General features: G+C 70.8%; 18 protein-coding genes and 1 pseudogene. 11 read left to right on the forward strand and 8 right to left on the reverse strand.

Annotation, left to right across the window (positions count from 1 at the left end; all coding sequences use genetic code 11):
- Window positions 1-15: 15 nt before the first annotated feature.
- The 4 genes from IE262_RS01495 to IE262_RS01510 form a co-directional block, all read right to left on the reverse strand.
- Window positions 16-1980, reverse strand: a complete 1965-nt coding sequence (locus IE262_RS01495; RefSeq protein ID WP_229877046.1) for a glycoside hydrolase family 127 protein — start codon at window positions 1978-1980, stop codon at window positions 16-18.
- 101 nt (window positions 1981-2081) lie between these two features.
- Window positions 2082-2903 (reverse strand): carbohydrate ABC transporter permease, encoded by an 822-nt coding sequence (locus IE262_RS01500; protein ID WP_189871592.1) that lies wholly within the window; start codon window positions 2901-2903, stop codon window positions 2082-2084.
- 40 nt (window positions 2904-2943) lie between these two features.
- Complete coding sequence (locus IE262_RS01505) at window positions 2944-3840, reverse strand: carbohydrate ABC transporter permease (protein WP_189870650.1); 897 nt, start codon at window positions 3838-3840, stop codon at window positions 2944-2946.
- A 97-nt stretch (window positions 3841-3937) separates the two neighbouring features.
- A complete protein-coding gene (locus IE262_RS01510) occupies window positions 3938-5254 on the reverse strand; it encodes an ABC transporter substrate-binding protein (RefSeq protein ID WP_189870652.1) in 1317 nt (438 codons plus the stop codon).
- Window positions 5255-5638: 384 nt separating this feature from the next.
- Here IE262_RS01510 and IE262_RS01515 point away from each other — a divergent pair, with 384 nt between their 5' ends.
- The 9 genes from IE262_RS01515 (at window position 5639) to IE262_RS01555 (ending at window position 14538) form a co-directional block, all read left to right on the forward strand.
- The gene (locus IE262_RS01515) at window positions 5639-6667 is read left to right on the forward strand and encodes a LacI family DNA-binding transcriptional regulator (RefSeq protein ID WP_134039353.1); all 1029 of its coding nucleotides are present in this window, start codon (window positions 5639-5641) and stop codon (window positions 6665-6667) included.
- A 146-nt stretch (window positions 6668-6813) separates the two neighbouring features.
- Window positions 6814-8136: a pectate lyase family protein gene (locus tag IE262_RS01520; protein WP_229877049.1), complete on the forward strand. Its 1323-nt coding sequence runs from the start codon at window positions 6814-6816 to the stop codon at window positions 8134-8136.
- Window positions 8137-8345: 209 nt separating this feature from the next.
- Window positions 8346-9017: a hypothetical protein gene (locus IE262_RS01525; protein ID WP_189870654.1), complete on the forward strand. Its 672-nt coding sequence runs from the start codon at window positions 8346-8348 to the stop codon at window positions 9015-9017.
- Between the two features lie 87 nt (window positions 9018-9104).
- Entirely contained in the window at window positions 9105-9752 is a 648-nt protein-coding gene (locus IE262_RS01530) for a copper resistance CopC family protein (RefSeq protein ID WP_189870656.1), read from the forward strand.
- Window positions 9742-11826: a bifunctional copper resistance protein CopD/cytochrome c oxidase assembly protein gene (locus tag IE262_RS01535; RefSeq protein ID WP_189870657.1), complete on the forward strand. Its 2085-nt coding sequence runs from the start codon at window positions 9742-9744 to the stop codon at window positions 11824-11826. Before IE262_RS01530 ends, IE262_RS01535 begins: the two co-directional genes overlap by 11 nt.
- The gene (locus IE262_RS01540) at window positions 11823-12491 is read left to right on the forward strand and encodes a DsbA family protein (protein ID WP_189870659.1); all 669 of its coding nucleotides are present in this window, start codon (window positions 11823-11825) and stop codon (window positions 12489-12491) included. The genes IE262_RS01535 and IE262_RS01540 overlap by 4 nt, the downstream gene beginning before the upstream one ends.
- Window positions 12492-12594: 103 nt before the next feature.
- Window positions 12595-13050, forward strand: coding sequence for a DUF3093 domain-containing protein (locus tag IE262_RS01545; RefSeq protein ID WP_189870661.1), 456 nt, complete (start codon window positions 12595-12597; stop codon window positions 13048-13050).
- Between the two features lie 37 nt (window positions 13051-13087).
- Complete coding sequence (locus IE262_RS01550; protein WP_189870663.1) at window positions 13088-13858, forward strand: hypothetical protein; 771 nt, start codon at window positions 13088-13090, stop codon at window positions 13856-13858.
- The gene (locus IE262_RS01555) at window positions 13795-14538 is read left to right on the forward strand and encodes a DUF1775 domain-containing protein (protein ID WP_189871595.1); all 744 of its coding nucleotides are present in this window, start codon (window positions 13795-13797) and stop codon (window positions 14536-14538) included. The genes IE262_RS01550 and IE262_RS01555 overlap by 64 nt, the downstream gene beginning before the upstream one ends.
- A gap of 599 nt (window positions 14539-15137) precedes the next feature.
- On the opposite strand, the gene IE262_RS01560 is transcribed toward IE262_RS01555, so the two are convergent.
- Window positions 15138-15614 carry a GNAT family N-acetyltransferase gene (locus IE262_RS01560; RefSeq protein ID WP_189870665.1) on the reverse strand — a complete coding sequence of 159 codons (477 nt, stop codon included), beginning with the start codon at window positions 15612-15614 and terminating at the stop codon, window positions 15138-15140.
- A gap of 723 nt (window positions 15615-16337) precedes the next feature.
- Between IE262_RS01560 and IE262_RS01565 the strand changes: the two genes are divergently transcribed.
- Window positions 16338-16784, forward strand: a complete 447-nt coding sequence (locus IE262_RS01565; RefSeq protein WP_189870667.1) for a hypothetical protein — start codon at window positions 16338-16340, stop codon at window positions 16782-16784.
- 122 nt (window positions 16785-16906) lie between these two features.
- Complete coding sequence (locus tag IE262_RS01570; protein ID WP_189870669.1) at window positions 16907-17560, forward strand: thioredoxin-like domain-containing protein; 654 nt, start codon at window positions 16907-16909, stop codon at window positions 17558-17560.
- Window positions 17561-17626: 66 nt separating this feature from the next.
- Here IE262_RS01570 and IE262_RS01575 read toward each other — a convergent pair whose 3' ends face one another.
- From IE262_RS01575 to IE262_RS40465, 3 genes and pseudogenes are all read right to left on the reverse strand, one after another.
- Window positions 17627-18082: a PaaI family thioesterase gene (locus IE262_RS01575; RefSeq protein WP_134039343.1), complete on the reverse strand. Its 456-nt coding sequence runs from the start codon at window positions 18080-18082 to the stop codon at window positions 17627-17629.
- Window positions 18083-18195: 113 nt separating this feature from the next.
- On the reverse strand, window positions 18196-18867 hold the full coding sequence (locus tag IE262_RS01580; RefSeq protein ID WP_134039491.1) for an enoyl-CoA hydratase-related protein: 672 nt from the start codon (window positions 18865-18867) through the stop codon (window positions 18196-18198).
- A 128-nt stretch (window positions 18868-18995) separates the two neighbouring features.
- A pseudogene (locus tag IE262_RS40465) lies at window positions 18996-19148 on the reverse strand (hypothetical protein); the annotation flags it as partial.
- Window positions 19149-19284 lie beyond the last annotated feature (136 nt).

Below are 19284 nucleotides of genomic sequence, written 5' to 3' on the forward strand. Positions count from 1 at the left end.
CCAGGTGAGCGTTGTCTACGGTTCCGTCGTCCGCGGCTCGGCCGTAGGCAGCCAGACGCGCATCGTCGAGGGCCCACGGTTGGCCCAGGCGTGGTAGGGCACCAGAACGATGCCCGTGCGGTCGGCGTCCCTCGCCGCGGGACGGTCGAGCGGTTCGTACGGCCAGGCCGCATCGCTTCGTTCGGCGTGGACGTCGACCTCTCCGGCCGCGACGACGGTGCCGGCCGTGCCGCCCGGACCGTCCTCCGGTTCCACGGACGGATGCACCCGCACCGCGTCGACGTCCCGCCCGTGCGGCAGGTCCACGGACTCGGCGCAGTACACCAGCGGTCCCCGTTGGACGGCCACCGTGCCGCGTACCGCGTCGACGCGCGGATCGGCCCGCACCCAGCGCGGTGTCACGGCCAGTTCCAGACGTACTTCGTCACCGGGGCGGAAGACCCGGGTGACCTCGGCGGTGCCCGGCGGGACGGCGCGGCGTGTCCCGTCCGGGCCGACCAGCGACGCGGTGGTGCCCGCCGTCCATGCGGGGACGCGCAGCGACAGGGTCCAGGGATGGTCCGGGGACCTGACGACCCGCACGGTCACGGTCCCTCCGGACGGGTAGTCGGTGCGGACCCGGAGGGCGACACCGTGGCCGCCGGCGAGGGACGTGGCGATCTCCGCGTCCGCGTACTGGTGCAGTTGCAGGCCGTGGTCGTCCGCCGTCGCCAGGTAGGCGGGCAGTTGGGCAAGAGTCCGCGCCACGTTGGTCGGGCAGCAGGACACCGCGAACCAGGGGGCGCGCAGGCTCGACTCGGCGCGTGGGCTGTCGGCGTCCGTGGCGGGGACGGTGCCTCGGGTGCGCCGGTGCAGGGTGTTGGCGTAGAAGAAGGCCCGGCCGTCCTCGGACGGGGAGGCCGCGACCACGTTGAACAGGGTCCGCTCGGCCAGGTCCGCGAAGCGCGGCTCTCCCGTGGCCAGCAGCAGCCGCCAGCTGAGCATCACGGAGGCGACCGCGGCGCAGGTCTCCGAGTAGGCGCGGTCCGGCGGCAGCACGAAGTCGTCGCCGAAGGACTCGTCACGGTGGTGCGAGCCCATACCGCCCGTCAGATAGGTCCGCCGTGCGACCGCCGCCTCCCACTGCCGTACGACCGCGGCGAACAGGGCGTCGTCCCCGGTCTCGACGGCGACGTCGACGGCGCCGGCCGCGAGGTAGAGGGCACGTACGGCGTGTCCGCGCAGCACGGTGGCGTCCCGCACGGGCACGTCGTCCTGGTAGTAGGCGCGGCCGAACTCGATGTCGGCGAGCGTGTGGTGTCCGCGGCGGCCGACGAAGAGGGCCGCCTGGTCGAGGTAGCGCTGCTCCCCCGTCAGCCTGGCGAGTTCCACCAGGGCGGTCTCGATCCCCGGATGCCCGCAGACGCCCTCGATGCCGCCCCGGCCGAACGTGGCGCAGATGTGGTCGGCGGCTCGCCGGGCGATCTTCGTCAGCTCACCCTCGCCCCGTGCTCTGGCCTGGGCCACACCGGCCTGGATGAGATGCCCGAAGCAGTAGAGCTCGTGGCCCCATTCGAGGTCGCTGTAGCGGGGCTGCTGTCCGGGGCGGCCGAAGGCGGTGTTCAGGTAGCCGTCCGGTTCCTGCGCGGGTGCGACGGCCTCGGTGAGCGCGGCCGCCTCCGCGTCGAGCGTGGTGGCCGCTCCGCCGCTCCCGGCCTCCCAGGCCATGGCTTCGAGGAGCTTGTAGATCTCGGAGTCCGCGAACTCCCGGCCCTTTCGGTCGCGGTGGACCCGGCCCTCGGCCGCGGCCCGGAAGTTGCCGGTCCAGCCGACGCGTTCCATCCAGTCACGGCAGTGGCCGAGTGTGGCGGTCGCGTTGGTGTGCCTGCGCCGGGCCCAGAAGCCCCCGGTGATCCTGACCTCGTCCAGGCCCAGCGGCCGCAGCCGTCCCCGGGTGGGCGCCACCGGCAGCACGGGCGGCCGCGTCGTGTTCTCCCTCACCAGTTCATGCCTTTGGTTGGTCCCTTCGGTCGTGGGTCCGCGGTGGTCGATGCGTGGTGGTCGTGCGGTGCCTGGTGGTCGGTGTGCGCCTGCTTCGGTCCTCATCCCTTGAGCGCGCCGGACATGAAGCCGCGTATGTAGTGCCGTTGCAGCAGCAGGAAGAGCAGGAGGCAGGGGACGGCGAGTACCACCACGCCCGCCTCGGTGGCGCCATAGTCGACGGCGCCCATGCTCTGCTGCCGCAGGTTCGCGACGGCCAGGGGCAGCGGTGCCTTCTCGCTGTCGGAGATGAGGATCAGGGGCGCGATGAAGTCGTTCCAGGCCGCGAGGAAGGCGAAGAGTCCCACGGTGATCAGTCCCGGTCGCACCGCCGGGAGGAGGACCCGGCGCAGTGCGCCCGCCGTGCCGCAGCCGTCGACGAGTGCCGACTCCTCCAGTTCGCGTGGCACCGCCTCGAAGGAGATCCGCATCATGAAGGTGGCGAACGGCAGCTGGAACATGGCCAGTACGAGGCTCAGCCCGATCAGCGAGTTCTGCAGATGGAGCCTGCCGAGCAGCACGTAGAGCGGGATGAGGAGCGTGGCGTACGGGACCATGAGGATGGCCAGGGTGAGCAGGAACAGCAGGTTCCTGCCGGGGAAGTCGAAGCGGGCGAAGGCGTAACCGCCCAGCAGCGACACCCCGAGGGTCAGGGCGACGGTCAGGGCCGAGACGACGGTGCTGTTGAGGAGGTACCGCCACAGTCCGGCGTCGTAGTCCAGCAGCGTCCTGTAGTTGCCGAGGCCGTAACCGGATTCCTGCGCGGTGCCGGGCTGTCCGCTGACCGAGGCCAAGGTGTTCCACAGCAGGGGGAACAGGAAGATGACGGCCAGACCTCCGGCGACAACGTAGTGAGGCGTCCGGCCCAGAGCGCGGGTGAGCACCGTGGTGTCCCTTCTCATGAGGCGGGTGTCGATGTGGGGGTCATGACTCGTCGGCGCGGCGCAGACCGCGGAACTGAAGGGCGTTGAGCAGGAGCAGCACGCCCAGCACGATGATCGACAGGGCGGCCGCGGTGCCGAGGTTCAGCCGCTGGAAGGCCTCCCGGTAGATCAACTGGACGACGGTCACCGTGCTGTTGTCCGGTCCGCCTTTGGTGAGGATGAAGAACTGGTCGAAGGCGAGCAGGGATCCGGTCACGCACAGCAGCAGGGTCAGGGCGAGGGACGGCCGCAGCAGCGGCAGCGTGACGGAGCGGAAGATCTGGCCGCGGCTCGCGCCGTCCATCCGGGCGGCCTCGTACACCTCGTGGGGGATGCGCTGGAGACCCACGAGCAGGATCAGCATGTAGAAGCCCGCGAACTTCCAGACGATGAGGAACACGGTCGACAGCAGGGCGGACGTCGGCGAGCCGAGGAACGACACGGGGTCGTCGACGAGGCCGAGCGTGTCCAGGACCCGGCTGAGCGGGCCGGTGGTGGGGCTGTAGAGACCCCAGAACAGCAGGGAGGCGGAGGCCAGTCCCAGGGCGCTGGGCAGGAAGTAGACCGTACGGAAGAAGCCCGCTCCCGGGCGGGACTCCTGCACCAGCAGGGCGAGGAGGAGCGCGAGCCCGAGGAGAACGACCGTGACGATCACGGTGTAGAGGAGGGTGAAGCGCACCGCGGGCCAGAAGAGGGCGCTGTGGGTGACGTCGGTGTAGTTCTCGGGCGCGTTGACCCCGCGGTCGCCCGCGAGCAGCGGCCAGTCGCTGAGCGACATCTGTCCGACGAGGAGCAGGGGCAGCACGAAGAAGACCGCGACGAACACGGCCGTGGGTGCCGCGTAGCCCATGCCCTTGACCGTGCGGGACCGCCACCAAGGGGGCGCCTTCACCTGCATGGGTCTCCTCTGCCGTGGGACGTGGGAGGGGCGGTGCGGCGGGGTGCTGGGGGCAGGCTGGTGCCGTACCCCCTGGGGCCCGGCCCCCGGGGGCCGTTCAGTCGGCCAGCGAAGCACTGACCGCTGCGTTGTCCTTGTCGAGTGCCCCCTCGTCGCCGAAGACGGCGTCGCGCATGAGGGTCAGCCAGGGTCCGTTGGGGTCGTTGAAGGTCTGGCCGAACTTCAGCGCGTACGGGGTGCGGCCGTGCGCGACGAGTTGGTTGATCGTCACCAGCCGCGGGTCCGCCTTGGAGTGCTTGTTGGACGCCAGATCGGTGCGCGCCACCACGTCCTTGTTCGCGGCGACCACGTCGACCTGGGCCGTGTCGCCCAGGGACCAGGCGAGGAAGTTCCAGGCCTGGTCGGCCGACTTGCTGGTGGCGGAGATGCCGATGGCGTCACCGCCGACGAAGGTGGACCTGCCGCCGTCGGGTCCGGGGATGGGCGCGACACCGAGGTCGAGGTCCTTGGGCATCAGCCCCAGGGTGGTCGACGGCATGGGCATCACGCCGACCTTGCCCTTGGGGAAGACCCCGGTCCAGGTCGTGCCCGTCTCGTCGCGTGCGCCGGGGGCCACGATGTCGTCCCGCACCCAGCCGCGGTAGGTCTCGTAGACCTTCTTGGCGGTGTCGGAGGAGAGGCGTGCCTCGGTTCCGTCCTTGTTCAGCACGTCCTCGCCGGCGGCCCAGATGGACGGCCACCAGGTGAAGACGCCGCAGCCGCCGCAGTTACCGCCGAAGAAGGTGCCGTTGACGCCCGAGCCCAGCGCGTCCACGGCGCGGGCCTGCCGGTCCCACTCGCGAAGGGTGGTGGGCGGCTTCTCCGGGTCGAGCTGGGCCCGGCGGTAGAGCTCCTTGTTGTAGAAGAGCACCGACAGATCCAGCGTGTGCGGCACCACGTACTTCCTGCCTTCGTACGTACCGGCCTTGATGTGCGACTGGGCCAGATGCTTGGCGAACGGCAGGGCGTCGAGGCGTTCGGTGATGTCGGCGAAGAGCGCGCTGGAGGTGTAGTTCGGTACGAACACCACGTCGGAGGCGAACAGGTCGGGGAGGTCGCGGGAGCCGGCCGCGGCACCGACCTTGGCCTGGTAGTCGTCGGTGGGGATGACGGTCAGCTCGATCTTGTTCTGGTGGCTCGCGTTGTACGCCTTGACGAGGGCCTCGCTCTGCGGCCGGGTCGCCGCACGCGTCCACATCGTCAACTTGGTGCCGTCGTCGACACCCTTGGCGTTCGCGGCTCCGCTTCCTCCCCCGCCGCCCGAACCGTCCTCCCCCGATCCGCATGCCGTGACCAGACTCGCGGCGGCGAGGAGTGCGATGGCGGCGGTGACGAGGCGGCGTAGGCGTCCGAGCGGTCCGGCCGTGCTCCCCATGGTCGATCCCCCCTCGTGGACGGCGGGCCCTGGGCAGGCCGGCCGGTCGGGACGATGGATGTGGTGGCACTGAACACTGCGGCGAACAAGCTGCGACGAACAGGCTGTGACGAACCCCGCGACGAAGCCCCGTGACAAAGCCCGGTGACGAAGCCCGGAAACGAACTCACCGGCGACAGCGGCGAAGCGAGGGAAACGAACCGAAAAGGCTTTCAGAGACGCTAGGACCCGGCTCATCAACCGTCAATCCCCTTGCGGGAAACACCTGAAGCCGAGTGCTCGAACCCGTGGGCGTGCCGCGACCGAAAGGATTCCCGGTACTGTTTTCCGCGCGGCGTGCCGCGCTCGACGGCGTCGGCACGCGACGCGAGACAGGAGTAGACCATGGCACAGGCCACCGGCCCCTCTCGTTCGCATCCCGCCACGCTCAGCGACGTCGCCCGGCTGGCCGGCGTGTCCGTGGCCACCGCGTCCAAGGCCCTCAACGGCCGCAGTCAGGTGCGCGCGGAGACCAGACAGCGGGTGATCGAAGCGGCGGAGCGGCTGTCGTTCCGGCCCAACCAGGTGGCCCGGGGCCTGCTGGCCGGGCGTACGGGCACCGTAGGGCTGCTCACCAGCGACCTGGAGGGGCGGTTCAGCATCCCGATCCTCATGGGTGCCGAGGACGCGTTCGGAGCGGGCGAGGTCGCGGTGTTCCTCTGTGACGCCCGTGGTGACGCGATCCGGGAGCAGCACCACGTCCGCGCGTTGCTCGGCCGCCGCGTCGACGGCCTCATCGTGGTGGGCAGCCGGACCGACCCGCGCCCCTCGCTGGGACGCGAGTTGCCCGTTCCCGTCGTCTACGCCTACGCGCCGTCGGACGACACGGAGGACCTGTCCATCGTCCCTGACAACGTCGGCGCCGGCCGGATCGCGGTGGACCATCTGCTGGCCTGTGGCCGTACCCGGATCGCGCACATCACCGGCGACCCCGGGTACCTCGCGGCGCGGGAGCGGGCCGAGGGGGCCGGGGCCGCGCTCGCGGACGCCGGCCTCACCCTGGTCGGCCGGCCGCGGTTCGGGGCGTGGTCGGAGGGCTGGGGACGGGCGGCGACCGCGATACTGCTCGACCAGCACCCGGATGTGGACGCCGTCCTGTGCGGCAGCGATCAGATAGCCCGCGGCGTCATCGACGTACTGCGCGAGCGCGGCCACCGGGTGCCGGAGGACGTGGCGGTCATGGGCTTCGACAACTGGCGGGTGCTGACCTCCGCCTCCCGCCCGCCGCTGACCAGCGTCGACATGAACCTCGAACAGGTGGGCCGCGCGGCGGCGCACGCCCTGTTCACGGCGATCGGCGGAGCACGGAGGTCGGGAGTCGAGAGCCTGCCCTGCCGGGTGGTGATCAGGGGGTCCACGGCGCCGCTGTCCTGAACCGCACGCTTGGCGGACCGCCGTGTCTGTCACGGGTGTTGAACCGGTGGGGCGCGGCTCCTACCGTTGCCCCGGTGACGGTGCCTGAGTCGGTCCCCCCTCATTCATGCGGCAGCCTGGTTCGCGGGGCGTTGTCCGGAGGCCAGTTGCTCCGGGCTTTCCTCGTGGCCGCCCTGCTGGTCTGTGTGCTGCTGCCGGCGGGCCCGGCGAGTTCCTCTGTTTCCGGCTCCGGTCCCGGTGAGGCCGGCCCGGTCGGCTGGGCCTCCGCCCACGGCGGAACCACGGGAGGCGCGGGAGCGGCCCCGGAGTCGACGTGGACGGTCTCGACGCGGGCGGAGCTGAAGGAAGCGCTGGCCAACCACGGTGACCCGAACGCGCCCAAGGTCATCCGGGTCGAAGGAGACATCAACGGCCACGAGGCGGACGACGGCACGCTGCTCGGCGAACAGGACTACGCCCCCGGCTACGACCTGGCGAAGTACATGTCGTGCTTCGGCGAGGACGGCGCCGTATGGTCCGACACCCGTTACGACTACTGCAAGCAGCAGCGGACGCTGCGGCAGACCGGTTCGAACAGGGAGAAGCAGCAGATCCAGCTGACCGTGCCGAGCAACACGACGCTCCTGGGCACGGGAGGCGACGCACGCCTGCTCGGAGTCTTCCTGACCGTCAACACGGGCACCAACATCATCGTCCGTGACCTTCTTCTTGAGGCACCCGTCGACCACTTCACCACCTGGTCACCGGACGACGGTGAGCAGGGCAACTGGAACGCCCGCTTCGACGCCCTGACAGTGATCACCGGACGGAACATCTGGATCGACCACTGCACGTTCACCGACGGCCGTTTCCCTGACCGCACGGCCCCGGCCGGCTTCCACGGCGAGCGGGTCCAACGGCACGACGGGCTGCTGGACATCGAGGACGGTTCGGACTTCATCACCGTCTCGGACAGCCGGTTCACCGACCATGACAAGGCGGTCCTCATCGGCTCCGGCGACGGGCGCGGCGACCGGGACCGCGGGCACCTGAAAGTGACCTTCGCCCGGAACCTCTTCACCGACATCGCCCAGCGTGCCCCACGCGTCCGCTTCGGCCAGGTCCACCTCGTCAACAACGTCTACCGCGGCCGGGCCCGCGACACCGTCTACGCACTCGGCATCGGCGTGGAGTCCGCGATCGTCTCCGAGCGGAACGTCTTCCTGTACGAGGGCCCCGGCGTCCGCCCCTCGATGGTGGTCGCGCTCTACGGGGGCACGCGTTTCCGCGACACCGGCTCCTGGCTCAACGGCGGCCCGGCCGCCCTCAACGCGGCAGCCGCCGCCGAGGCCACGGAAGGGTTCACCACCGACACCGGCTGGAACCCGGCCGACGTCTACGCGTACCGCCCACTGCGGTCGGCGGCTGCCGTACGGTGGTATGTCCTCCACCACGCGGGGCCGGGTCGCGGCGCGCATCCGGCACCCTGACGTCGTCCGCCGGGACTGGCGGAACGCGCGGTGACGCGCGGGGTGGTGGCCCCGGGTCCCTCCCACCCCCTCTCGTGAAGCCACGGGTGGGCCGGTCGGTAGGCTTCCAGATGCGCCGGACACGTGGTCGGCGTATCCGACCCCGCCGTTCCCTTCCGTCGCCGTGACTCCGTCGCCGTGACGGGCTGACTCCCGAAAGCCCCGATCTGATGCCCACGCACCGCCTACGAGGACCCGGCTCGCCGACGTCCGGTGCGCTGCGGGGCTTTCGGGCCGGGGTGCTCGCCGTGCTGTGCGTGCTGCTGCCGCTGGCCGGACATGTGCTGGCGCAGGGCCATGCGCCCCAGTGGCTCGTCGTGGCCTCCATGGCGGCCGTCGCGCTGCCCGGTGCGCTGCTGCTGACACGGCACCGGCTGACGGACACCCAACTGCTGGGCGTGCTCGTCCTCGCCCAGCTCACGTACCACGTCGTCTATTCGCTGCCGGGGGCCTGCGCCGCGGTGACGGGGCAGGACGGCTCGGTGGGCCTTCCGCTCCGGCTGATCGAGCACGACGCGACCGCCGGGCCGCCGCCCGGTGTGCTGCTCGCCGGTCATCTGGTCTCCCTGCTGCTCGCCGCCCGTCTGCTGGGCGTCACGGAGCGGCTGTTGTGGCAGAGCACGTCACTGCTGGTGGTCGTGCGAGGTCTGCTGCTGTTCTTCTGGCCGTGGTTCGGTGGGCGGCACGCGACGGGTCCGCAGGCCGTGGTCCCGGAGAGTTCCTCGCCGTTGATGTCGGCGCTGCTGGTGCGGCTGCACGCGGGCAGGGCGCCGCCGTACCGAGGGCACGGTCCGTTCGTCCTGCTCCGGCCGACATCGCCCGGCGCTCTCCACCTGCCCTGACGGGGTGACGCGAGGGCCGCCCGGTGGGCCGGTCCTCCTCGTCCCGGCGGCTGGTGCTGCCGGGTGTCCCAGAGAGTTTCCCTCGTCATGTACGTCACTGACCGGCGTGCCGTCCGTACGGCGGCACGTGTCCTCGTTGTGCCCGCCGCCCTGGCGGCCCTGGCCGCCGCCGCGCCGCGGGCCGCGGCCCACACCGACCTCGACACCGCCCGTCCCGCGGCCGACGCCACGCTCGCCGAACTGCCCTCGCACATCACGCTGACCTTCAGCGACCCGATGACCGAGAAGTACGCCAAGGTCGCGGTCACCGCCCCGGACGGGAAGTCCGCTGCCACGGAGGAGCCCGCGGTCTCGGGAAATGAGGTCACCCTCGCGCTGGATCCCACCTCGCCCGCCGGGCGCTACACGGTGGGCTACCGGGTCGTCTCCGCCGACGGTCATCCGGTCTCGGGCTCGTACTCCTTCACCGTCGAGGCGGCGGCCGGCAGTCCCGCTCCGTCGGCGCGAGGGACGGGGTCCGAGGGCGCGGCGGTTCCCCGCGCCGCCGAGAAGACCGCCGAGGAGACAGCCGAGAAGCCCGCCGAGGACGGCGTCGACGGCGAGTCCTTCGGAGGGACTGTCCCCGTTCTCGTCGCGGTCGGCGCGCCTGCCGCGGCGGCCGTGGCGGCCGTGGCGGCCGTGGCGGCCGTGGGCGCGTACGCCGTACGACGGAGGCGAGCCCGTCATGGCGACTGAGACCACGACCAGGACCACCACCAGGGCCGGGCGGCTGCCGCGGCTGCCGCTCGTGCTGGCCGGAACGGTCGGCCTCGCCGTCGCCGTCGCCGTGGTCGCGGTGGGGGCCGGTGGCGGCACCGCGACCGCGATCCCCGGAATACCGGATGCCGGTGCGCTGACCGCCTGGGGCCTGCCGGTGGCCCGCACCGTCACGGACGCGGCCGCCACGGCGACCGTGGGCGCGCTGCTGCTGGTCGCCGTGTTGCTGCCGGGCGGCAAGAAGCTCGGCCCGGCCCAGCTGCGCTATCTCACCTGGGCCGCCGCGGCTGCCGCGCTGTGGGCGGTGGCGTCGGCCGCCACGCTCGCGTTCATGCTCTCGGACCTGTTCGCCCAGCCCGTCGCCGAGGTCCTCTCTCCCGCCGTGCTGGCGGACTTCGTCACCACGGACGCACAAGGCCGCTCGTACGCGCTGATGGCGGGCGCCGCGGGCGTGATCGCGACGCTGGGCGTGGGCATCGGCACCGCCCGCTGGGCCCGCGTGGCGCTCGTCGTCGCCCTTGCCGGGCTGCTGCCTCCCGCGTTCACCGGACACTCCTCCGCGGCGGGCAACCATGACGCCGCGGTCACCAGCCTCGCCCTGCACCTGCTCGGTGTCGCGGTGTGGGTCGGCGGGCTGGTGTTCGTTCTGATCGTGGCCGCGCGCCGTGAGGAGCAGGCGGTGGACGCGGTCCGGCGCTTCAGCCCACTCGCCGCCTGGGCACTGCTCGCGGTCGCCGCGAGCGGCATCGTGAACGTCGCGGTCCGACTCCCCTCCCCGGGGGACGTCTTCACCAGCCGGTACGGGCTGATGGTTCTCGCCAAGGTGCTGGCGCTCGCCGCTCTGGGTGGCATCGGCGGATGGCACCGGCGCCGTACGCTTCCCGCTCTGAAGGAGGGCGAGTGGCGGGGGTTCCTCCGCCTCGCCGTCGGTGAACTGCTGCTCATGGCGGCGGCCGTCGGGCTCGCCGTGGGCCTGTCACGCACGCCTGCTCCGGGCGCCGGTGACGTCTCGGTGTCGCCCACCGAGGAGCTGCTGGGCTTCGCCATGCCGCCGCCGCTCGGTGACTTCCCCTGGACGCCGCTGTTCACCCAGTGGCACTTCGACCCGCTGTTCGCGTTCGGTACGGCGGCCGCCGGCCTGCTGTACCTGGCCGGCGTACGGAAGTTGCGTGCCCGGGGCGACAAGTGGCCGGTCGGGCGCACGGTTTCGTGGCTGCTGGGCCTGGCGGTGACCGTGCTGGCCACGATGAGCGGGCTCGCCGTCTACGGCAAGGTGCTGTTCAGCGTGCACATGGGCCAGCACATGATCCTCGCGATGACGGTGCCGATCCTGCTCGTCCTCGGCGCCCCCGCCACGCTCGCGCTCCGGGCTCTGCCCGCCGCCCCGAGAGGGGAGCCGGACGGCCCGCGGGAGATGCTGCTGAAGCTGCTCCACAGCCGCTACGTCAAGGTGGTCTCGCATCCGGCCGTCGCGAGCGCGCTGTTCATCGGCAGTGCCTTCGCCGTCTACTACAGCTCGCTCTTCGAAACGCTGATGCGCAGCCACCTCGGGCACATGGTCATGCTGGTGCACTTCCTCGTCGCGGGGCTGCTGTTCTTCTGGGTGGTCATCGGCATCGACCCCGGACCGCGCCGCCCACCGCATCTGGGCAGGCTGTTCGTGCTGATCCTCACGATGCCGTTCCACTCCTGGTTCAGCATTTCGCTGATGAGCTCCAGCGACCTGATCGGTGAGGGCTGGTGGTCGCTGCTCGACCGGCCCTGGGTCACGGACGCGATGGACGACCAGTACAACGCAGGGGCCATCGCCTGGGCCACCGGCGACATCCCCGTCCTGATCACCACGATCATCCTGGCCGTCCAGTGGGTCCGCTCCGACCAGCGCGAGGCCCGCCGTATCGACCGGCGGATCGACCGCGGTGACGCCGGTGACCCGCTGGCCGCCTACAACGCCTACCTGGCGAGCCTGCACGCCCGCGACCGGCGCGCCGCCCACCCCACCACGACCAACACCAAGACGATGTCCACGTCCACGTCCACCGAGGAATCATGAAGAAGCTGAAGAAACACCTCGTCGTCGCCGCGGTGATCGTGGCCGGCTTCGCCGCCGCCCTCGGCGCCTTCCTGCTGTTCTCCCCCGACGACCGCGACGCCGGCGGTGTGAACGTCCAGCCCGCCGCCGAGGCACTGCCCGTCCGCGACACCAGCCACCGTCTCACCGACCCGAAGAAGAGCGAACTGACGATCGTCGAGTTCCTCGACTTCGAGTGCGAGGCGTGCGGGGCGGTGTACCCGATGGTGGAGAGGCTCCGCGAGGAGTACGGCGACCGGGTCACGTTCGTCGCCCGCTACTTCCCGATGCCCGGCCACCGCAACGGCGAACTCGCCGCGCGTACCGCCGAGGCCGCCGCGCGCCAGGGCAGGTTCGAGGACATGTACACCCAGCTCTTCGCCACCCAGAAGGAGTGGGGCGAGTCGCAGGAGTGGAAGGAGTCCGTCTTCCGTGGGTACGCGAAGGAACTCGGCCTGGACATGGACCGGTTCAACGCCGACCTCGCCGATCCGGAGGTGGCCGGGCGCGTCCAGGACGACCAGCGCGACGGCCTCGGCCTGGGCGTGCAGGGCACCCCGACCTTCTTCGTCGACGGAACCAGGATCCCCACTCCGGGCTCCTACGAGGTGTTCAAGGCGCTCATCGACGACCGGCTGTCCAAGTGACCGTGAGCGGAGACGGCACACACCGTCTGCTCGGCCAGGCATGCAACGGCCGGCCCTGTGAACAGCCCCGCACCACCCCACGTATACGACAAGGTGAAAGCCCGTGACCCCCACCAGCCGGATCATCTACGACGAACGCCTGACCGCGCCCAGGTCCTGGTGGGGCATCTCCGCGCTGTTCGGCCTCTCGATGGCCCTGGTCTTCCTTCCCTACGGGCTGATCGGGGCTCTCGTCGCCCTGACCATCGGCACCTGCCTGGCCGGGATGTACGTCAGCGGGCAGGGCTCGGCGCGGATCCGGGTCACCTCGGACACGCTGTTCGTGGCGAACGCGCGTATTCCGCTGTCCGCGCTGGGGAAGGCGGAGGTGCTCGACGGCGAGGAGGCCAGGGCCTGGCGGACGTACAAGGCCGATCTGCGGGCGTTCAGCGTGATGCGCGGTTTCATCCCCACCGCGGTGCGTGTCGCGGTGCTCGACCCGGACGACCCCACCCCCTACCTCTACCTCTCCACCCGCACGCCGGACCGGCTCGCCGAAGCGATCAGTGTGCGCGACTGATCGTGCGGCGGCCGTGACCGGGCGCGGGGAGTGTGCCGTGACAGACCCGGCCGGCCGTGCGGGAACGTGCGCGCGGGCCGGGCTGTTCTCCGTGCTCGGCACCGTGCTCGCGGCCTTCGGCCACCATGCCATCGCCGAAGGCACGGTGCCCTGGCGGCTGACGGGCACGGCGGTGGTGGTGCAGTTCGCGGCGGTCTGGCCGCTCGCACGGCGCCGCTACACGCTCGTCGCGACCGTCGCGTTCACGCTGGCGACGCAGGGCATGCTGCATCTCGCCCTGTCCGCCGCGGACGGTGACCCGCCGACCGTGACGCCGTGGCACACGACGCACGCCGGGCATGGCGCGGTCGCGCCGGGGGACGGACACGCCTGGCATCACGCCGGAGCGGCGATGACGACGGTCCACGTGGTCGCCGCGCTGGTCGTGGCCCTGCTGCTGCACCGGGCGGACGCACGGATGACGGCGGCGCTCGGCACACTGCGGACTCTGGCCCGGGCCGTCGTGGCCGCCCTGGGCCAGGTGCTGCCACGACCGGTCGTCGGCAGAGGCCCGATGTCCCCGAAGCTCCCCGCTCGGAGTCCGGGCGCCCGCTTCGAGGTGGCGGTACCGGCGAGGGAGGAAGTACTGGAGCACGCGGTGGTGCGCAGGGGACCACCACGGCGGGAGCGACCTTCCGGTTCTTCACGGTCCCGGCGACTGCGGGACCGGCCCTTCCCGTACCAGCAAGGAGTTTCCCTGTGTCCCTGTCCACACACCCGTTGGCCGTGGCCGGCCGCCGAGTCGCTCTCGCCGGTGCCGGCGCGCTGACGGCGACGCTCGCCCTGGCCGCGCCGGCCGCCGCGCACGTGGAGGTCGAGGCGGACACGCCCCAGGCCCTCGCCGAGGACGTCACCCTCACCTTCCTGTCCGAGGCCGAGTCCGACTCGGCGGGCTTCACCGAACTGCGCGTCGTACTGCCCGAAGGCATCGCTCCCGAGGACGTCACGCTCGACGAGGCGCCCAAGGGCTGGAAGTTCAGGGCCACCAACGACGGATACACCGTCGGCGGACCCGCTCTCAAGGCCGGCGTCGACGGCGAGCACAAGGTCACGGTCCGGCAGTTGCCGGACGCCAAGGAGATCGCGTTCAAGACCGTCGAGACGTACAGCGACGGCAAGATCTCCCGCTGGATCGAACTGCCCACGGGCGGCGAGGATTCCGAACAGCCCGCCCCGGTCCTGGAACTGAAGGCCGCGGCCCCGGGCGCGAAGCCGGCCGACCCCGGTCCCAGCTCCAGCCCTTCGCAGAGCGAGACCCCCAGCCCGACCCCGTCGGCCGCCGAACCGAGCGCCGAGGCAGCGGGCTCCAAGCCCGACGCCAAGGCCGCCGAGGACGAGGAGGGCGGCTCGGCGGGCCTGGTCATCGGTGGGGCCGTCGTGGCACTGGCCGTTCTCGGCGGCGGTGCGTGGTGGCTGGTGAAGCGGCGCGCCGCAGCATCGGAGAGCTGACCCTCACCTGCCGTGTCCGGGGGCGGAGCCACATCCGCTCCGCCCCCGGACGTGACGCGGACGGGTGAACCTGCCCGGCAGTGGCTGATCCGGCTGACCGGCGCCTGAGATGTCTCCGAACATCGACTGCAGGACGTTCGAGGCGTGTTCTGTCTTCTGGGCATGGCGAAGTCCCGGCGCGCTGGTCGGGTTCTCCGTGGTTCTTGAGGTCCTGGGCGGATAGGACGGTCGCGGAGATTCGCAGCCGTAGGCTGCGGCCGTGCTGCTACGGATCTGGCCGGCTGGTCCGAGCACCCAGGCGATCTGTCACCGCCTCGGGTGAATTGCAGGCGCCTCCCGCCCCTGGGGAGCGCACAAGCGCGTCGGTGCTCGATGGGAGGGCAGTGTTACCGCTGTGTCAACAAGCGGGTCGACGCCTGTCTGCTGCGCGGTACAACCGAACCCGAGGACGTCACCTGCACGCCTCCTCCAGGCCCCGAACCAGCGGTTTCCACGTCTCGTGGGCACGATCCCGGACGTTGACCACGGCACGTTGCGGGATGCTGCCCGAGGCGGAGCACCCCGGTTTGAAGGTGGCGGCCTCCCCTCACCACCGCCCTTCAGGATCTGTGAATCGGGCCAGGCTGAGGCGGCTTGGTGGACATCCTGATCTTGATGTCGTTCTCGCCGTGACGCGTGACTTCGTGCAGGCCCAGTCGCCGGTAGAGGGCCTGGGCCCGCTGGTTGACGACGAGGACGTCCAGGGTGAGGTCCCGGGCCTGCTGGCGGGCCTGGTGCAGGAGGCTGCGGATGAGCCGGCTGCCGATGCCGCATCCCTGGTGGTCGGGGTGGAGTTCGATCCGCGCCAGGTAGATCTCCGTCGGCCGATGCTCGACGTGGAGCATGCCCGCATCGGTGCCGTCGGCGGTGATGATGTGCCAGTAGCCGGGGCTGAACACGCGGGCGTGGAAGTCGCGTTGGATCTGCTCGTCCCAGCCCCAAATGGCCGTGACGTAGGCGCCCATGGCGGCTTTGTGCAGCTTGAAGCAGTACTCGTTGTCCGCGGAGGTGGCCGGCCGCAGGCCGATGGCCGTCATGCCGCTCGCTCCGTGGGCCGTTCGATCAGTCGGCCGCCTTCGAAGCGGACTCCGGCGCGGACACCGTTGGCGGTGGTGCCGTCGTCGTTGACTACCCTGAGCACGGGCCTGCCTTCCCGACCGGCGCTGCGAACACCGGCCTACTCGATGACCATCAGTCGATCACTCGGGGAGGTACGCCCTTCGCGTGCTCCCCGAACTCGCTCCACAGGTCTTGAGCATGGCTCAGTGACACGGCAGGGGGGAGTATGCGGACGTGCCGGGACTCAAACCTTAACGACATCATCTGGATCTGGGCCCGGAACGAGACCAGCACTGGCGAGGGCTGGATTCGGGATGCGGTCGCTCGGGTGGCCGAGCGCGTACCAGCGTGCAGCCCCTGCCCGGAGGAGGAACAGGGGCTGCACGCTGCCAGGGAGGGATTCAGGGAACCCCACGGGAGCGGGGCCGATGGGTCACAGCGAGTGATCCGCATGCCGTCCGCGTTCGCGTGGGTCCCGCCCGCGGAACGACCTGACCGTCGGCGTCCTTGGCGGCCGTCGTCCTGGACGCGGACACGGAGGTAGGACCCGATAGAACGCCTCACTTGGGAAGTGCCTCTGGCTTCAGCAGGTACAAGGACCTGGTCAATCCTCAATCTTGCTGGTCACAGGTGCTTTCTGCTTTTCTGGCCGCCTATCGGACAGTCCGAATCATGAAAGCGCGAGGCTAAGATCAGCGGTGATGAGAAGTCAGGCCGAGCACACAACCCGCGAAGCGTGGTGGCCCACGCGGATCGCGGCGCTCTGTCCTGCCCTGCTGGTACTGCTCGCCACGCTCGTGATCTGTCTGGGGTCCGTGTCCCATGGCGACAGCGGCCCGGCCGGCACCACGATGACCTGGATGGGGCCGATGGCCCCCGCGTCCGTCGACGCGCTACCGGCGGGCGCCCCGACGAGTCACCACGGGACCACGGGCGCGCATTCGGCCGACTGCCCCTACGGCGATGTGTGCTGCGGCCCGGCCGCCGACGGGGTGCGGGCCGTGCTCGCCGCTCCCGCCCAGCCCGTACCGGTGGTCCTGCCCAGCATGCCGAGCACGCCCGCACCGGGGATCTCCTCGCGGTGTGCCGAACCGCCGCCGACCGGCCGCTCCCCCGACCTCCACGTCCTCCAGGTGCAGCGGACGTAGACGACGTGTCACAGCGCCGTGCGCTCGCGCGTGCGGCCGACGGCTCGCGTCCTTCCACCACCACTGCCTGCACCCACCGCCGCGTGTCGACACCGCCCGGCGGAGACGAGGAACACACTGTCATGAGCAAGACCAGCAAGAAGGCGGCGTCGGCCGCGCGGCGGGCCAAGATCGAGGAGATGCGCCGCGCCGAAAAGGCCCGTGAGCGCCGTAACCGCATCCTCACCATCACCCTCAGCACGGTCATCGTCGCCGGACTCGTCGGCTGGGGCGGGTACGCCCTGAACCGCGCCAACGAGAAGGACGAGCAGCAGGCCGCCGCGGCGAAGAAACCCGTACGCGGCGAGAAGTCCTGGCCCAAGAAGGAGCTCACCCAGAACCATGTCCAGGGCACCGTCGACTACCCGATGAACCCGCCCGTCGGCGGTGACCACAACCAGGCGTGGATGACCTGCGACGGCACCGTCTACACCAAGGCCATAGGCAAGGAGAACGCCGTGCACTCCCTCGAACACGGCGCGGTCTGGATCACGTACAACGACAAGGCCTCCGAGGACGACGTCAAGGCGTTGAGCGACAAGGTCTCCAAAACGCCGTACACGCTGATGAGCCCGGACGAGGACCAGTCCGGCCCCATCGTGCTGTCGGCCTGGGGCAAGCAGCTCAGCGTGACCGAGGCGTCCGACCCCCGGGTCGAGCAGTTCCTGTCCAAGTACGTCCAGGGCGCGCAGACGCCCGAACCGGGTGCCGCCTGTACGGGTGGTCTGACCGCCTGATGAGGGACACCAGGGCCGCTCACCGTGGAGCGGCCCTGGTACGCGGCGCCTCCCGCAAGTCCGTGGTCAGCCGGTGGGCGGGAGGATGATGCACGTCGTGGTGGCGTGGGCGATCAGTTTCCCCTGTTCGTCCAGCACCTTGCCTTCGGCTGTCGCGGCGCGGCGGCCGACGTGGATGACGGTGCCTTCGGCGGTGAGCGTCTGTCCGTCGGTGCGGGCGGCCCGGATGTAATTGACCTTGAGTTCGAGGGTGGTGTAGCTGACTCCTGCCGGCAGGGTGGTGTGAACCGCGCAGGCCATGACCGAGTCGAGCAGGGTGGCAGCGATGCCGCCGTGGACGGTTCCGAGGGGGTTGGCGAAGTCCGGGCGGGTGTCCAGTGAGATGACGATGCGGCCGTGGTCGACCTCGTCGAAGCGCATGCCGAGCAGACGCCCGATGGACGGGATGTCGGCGGGCCGCTCCCGTTGGACCCAGCGCATCAGTTCGAGGCCTGTCATGGCGGCGAGGTCGGTGGTGGACACAGGCGTTCTCCTGAGTGGTGTGGGTGCCGGGGTGCGGGGGATCGAGGAGTGTCTCGATACGGGCGGGCTCGTGTGCGCTCCGGACCGTGACGGCAGCGGGTCGCGCCCTGCCGTCAACCGAGCGGGGCGGTCCTGTCGCGCAGAGCGGCCAGAACGGACGCGTACATACGGGTCTTGATGGTGCGCAGCGTGTCGCCCGCCTTCTGCAACTGGCCCGAGGCGATCCCCACGGCGGTGGTGCGCACCGCGTCCTCGTCCACGGCCAGGTCGACGACGCCCGCCGCGAGAGCGTCGTGGCCACCGTACCGGCGGGCGGTGAGCATGGCCTCGTGCGCGGTCCGCGGGGTGAGCCGGGACTGGATCAGCGCGGACATGCCCGGAGTGAAGGGGATGTCGATGTCCGCCTCGGGCAGGCACCAGTAGCCACGGTCGGCGCGCATCACGCGGAAGTCGTGCGCCAGGGAGAACATCGCGCCCGCGGCGAAGGTGTGCCCCTGCAGCGCGGCCACCGTGATCACCGGCAGGGAGAGCAGCCGCGCGAAGAGTTCGTGGACGGAGGCGACGTAGTCCTGCTGCTGGTCGGCGTGGGCGAACAGCCAGTCCAGGTCGAGGCCATTGGAGTAGAACTTGCCTCGCGCGGCGGTCACCAGGGCACGAGGTCCGTCCGTCTTCTCCACCTCGTCGAGAGCGGCGTTGACGGCGGCGATCCAGTCGGGGTGGAAGCGGTTCTCGTCGTCTCCGAGATCGAGGACGAAGACGCTGTCCTGGCGGTCGAGCGTGGGCACGGCGGCTCCTTCGGGACTGGTGGTGTCGGGGGCGTGGACCGGCAGGTCGTGGATCTCGGTGGCGGCCGCCTCCAGGGGGCGGTGCTCTGCTCGGCCCGGCGCATGACCACCGCGCCTTCGAGCGCGGCGATGACGGACGCGACCAGCCGCCTGCTCCGTCCCTCCGTCAGACCGTGCCGAAGGAACGCGAGGGCGAGAGCCTGCTGCCGGCGGGCGAACACCGCGGCGGCCGAGCGGGCCGGCTGGAGGGCGTCGTCGTTGGTTTCCACCGCGACCGCCACGACAGGGCGTCAGCGATCGGCATGTCGGCCATGGCGGGCGCCGCCTCCTGATGTTCCCGATGTTCCGGTGAGGGAGGTGCGCCCCCCTGGGATTACCGATCAGTAATTTATGCAGCACGACAGAGAACACGCAAGG

Origin of the sequence: Streptomyces bluensis, from assembly GCF_014650715.1 — a bacterium.
Taxonomy (GTDB): domain Bacteria; phylum Actinomycetota; class Actinomycetes; order Streptomycetales; family Streptomycetaceae; genus Streptomyces; species Streptomyces bluensis.

Coding starts and splice junctions, on each gene's coding strand:
- IE262_RS01505 (WP_189870650.1), bottom strand. CDS start 3,840: ATGCAGGTGAAGGCGCCCCCTTGGTGGCGGTCCCGCACGGTCAAGGGC.
- IE262_RS01510 (WP_189870652.1), bottom strand. CDS start 5,254: ATGGGGAGCACGGCCGGACCGCTCGGACGCCTACGCCGCCTCGTCACC.
- IE262_RS01515 (WP_134039353.1), top strand. CDS start 5,639: ATGGCACAGGCCACCGGCCCCTCTCGTTCGCATCCCGCCACGCTCAGC.
- IE262_RS01525 (WP_189870654.1), top strand. CDS start 8,346: ATGCCCACGCACCGCCTACGAGGACCCGGCTCGCCGACGTCCGGTGCG.
- IE262_RS01530 (WP_189870656.1), top strand. CDS start 9,105: ATGTACGTCACTGACCGGCGTGCCGTCCGTACGGCGGCACGTGTCCTC.
- IE262_RS01535 (WP_189870657.1), top strand. CDS start 9,742: ATGGCGACTGAGACCACGACCAGGACCACCACCAGGGCCGGGCGGCTG.
- IE262_RS01540 (WP_189870659.1), top strand. CDS start 11,823: ATGAAGAAGCTGAAGAAACACCTCGTCGTCGCCGCGGTGATCGTGGCC.
- IE262_RS01560 (WP_189870665.1), bottom strand. CDS start 15,614: ATGACGGCCATCGGCCTGCGGCCGGCCACCTCCGCGGACAACGAGTAC.
- IE262_RS01565 (WP_189870667.1), top strand. CDS start 16,338: ATGAGAAGTCAGGCCGAGCACACAACCCGCGAAGCGTGGTGGCCCACG.
- IE262_RS01570 (WP_189870669.1), top strand. CDS start 16,907: ATGAGCAAGACCAGCAAGAAGGCGGCGTCGGCCGCGCGGCGGGCCAAG.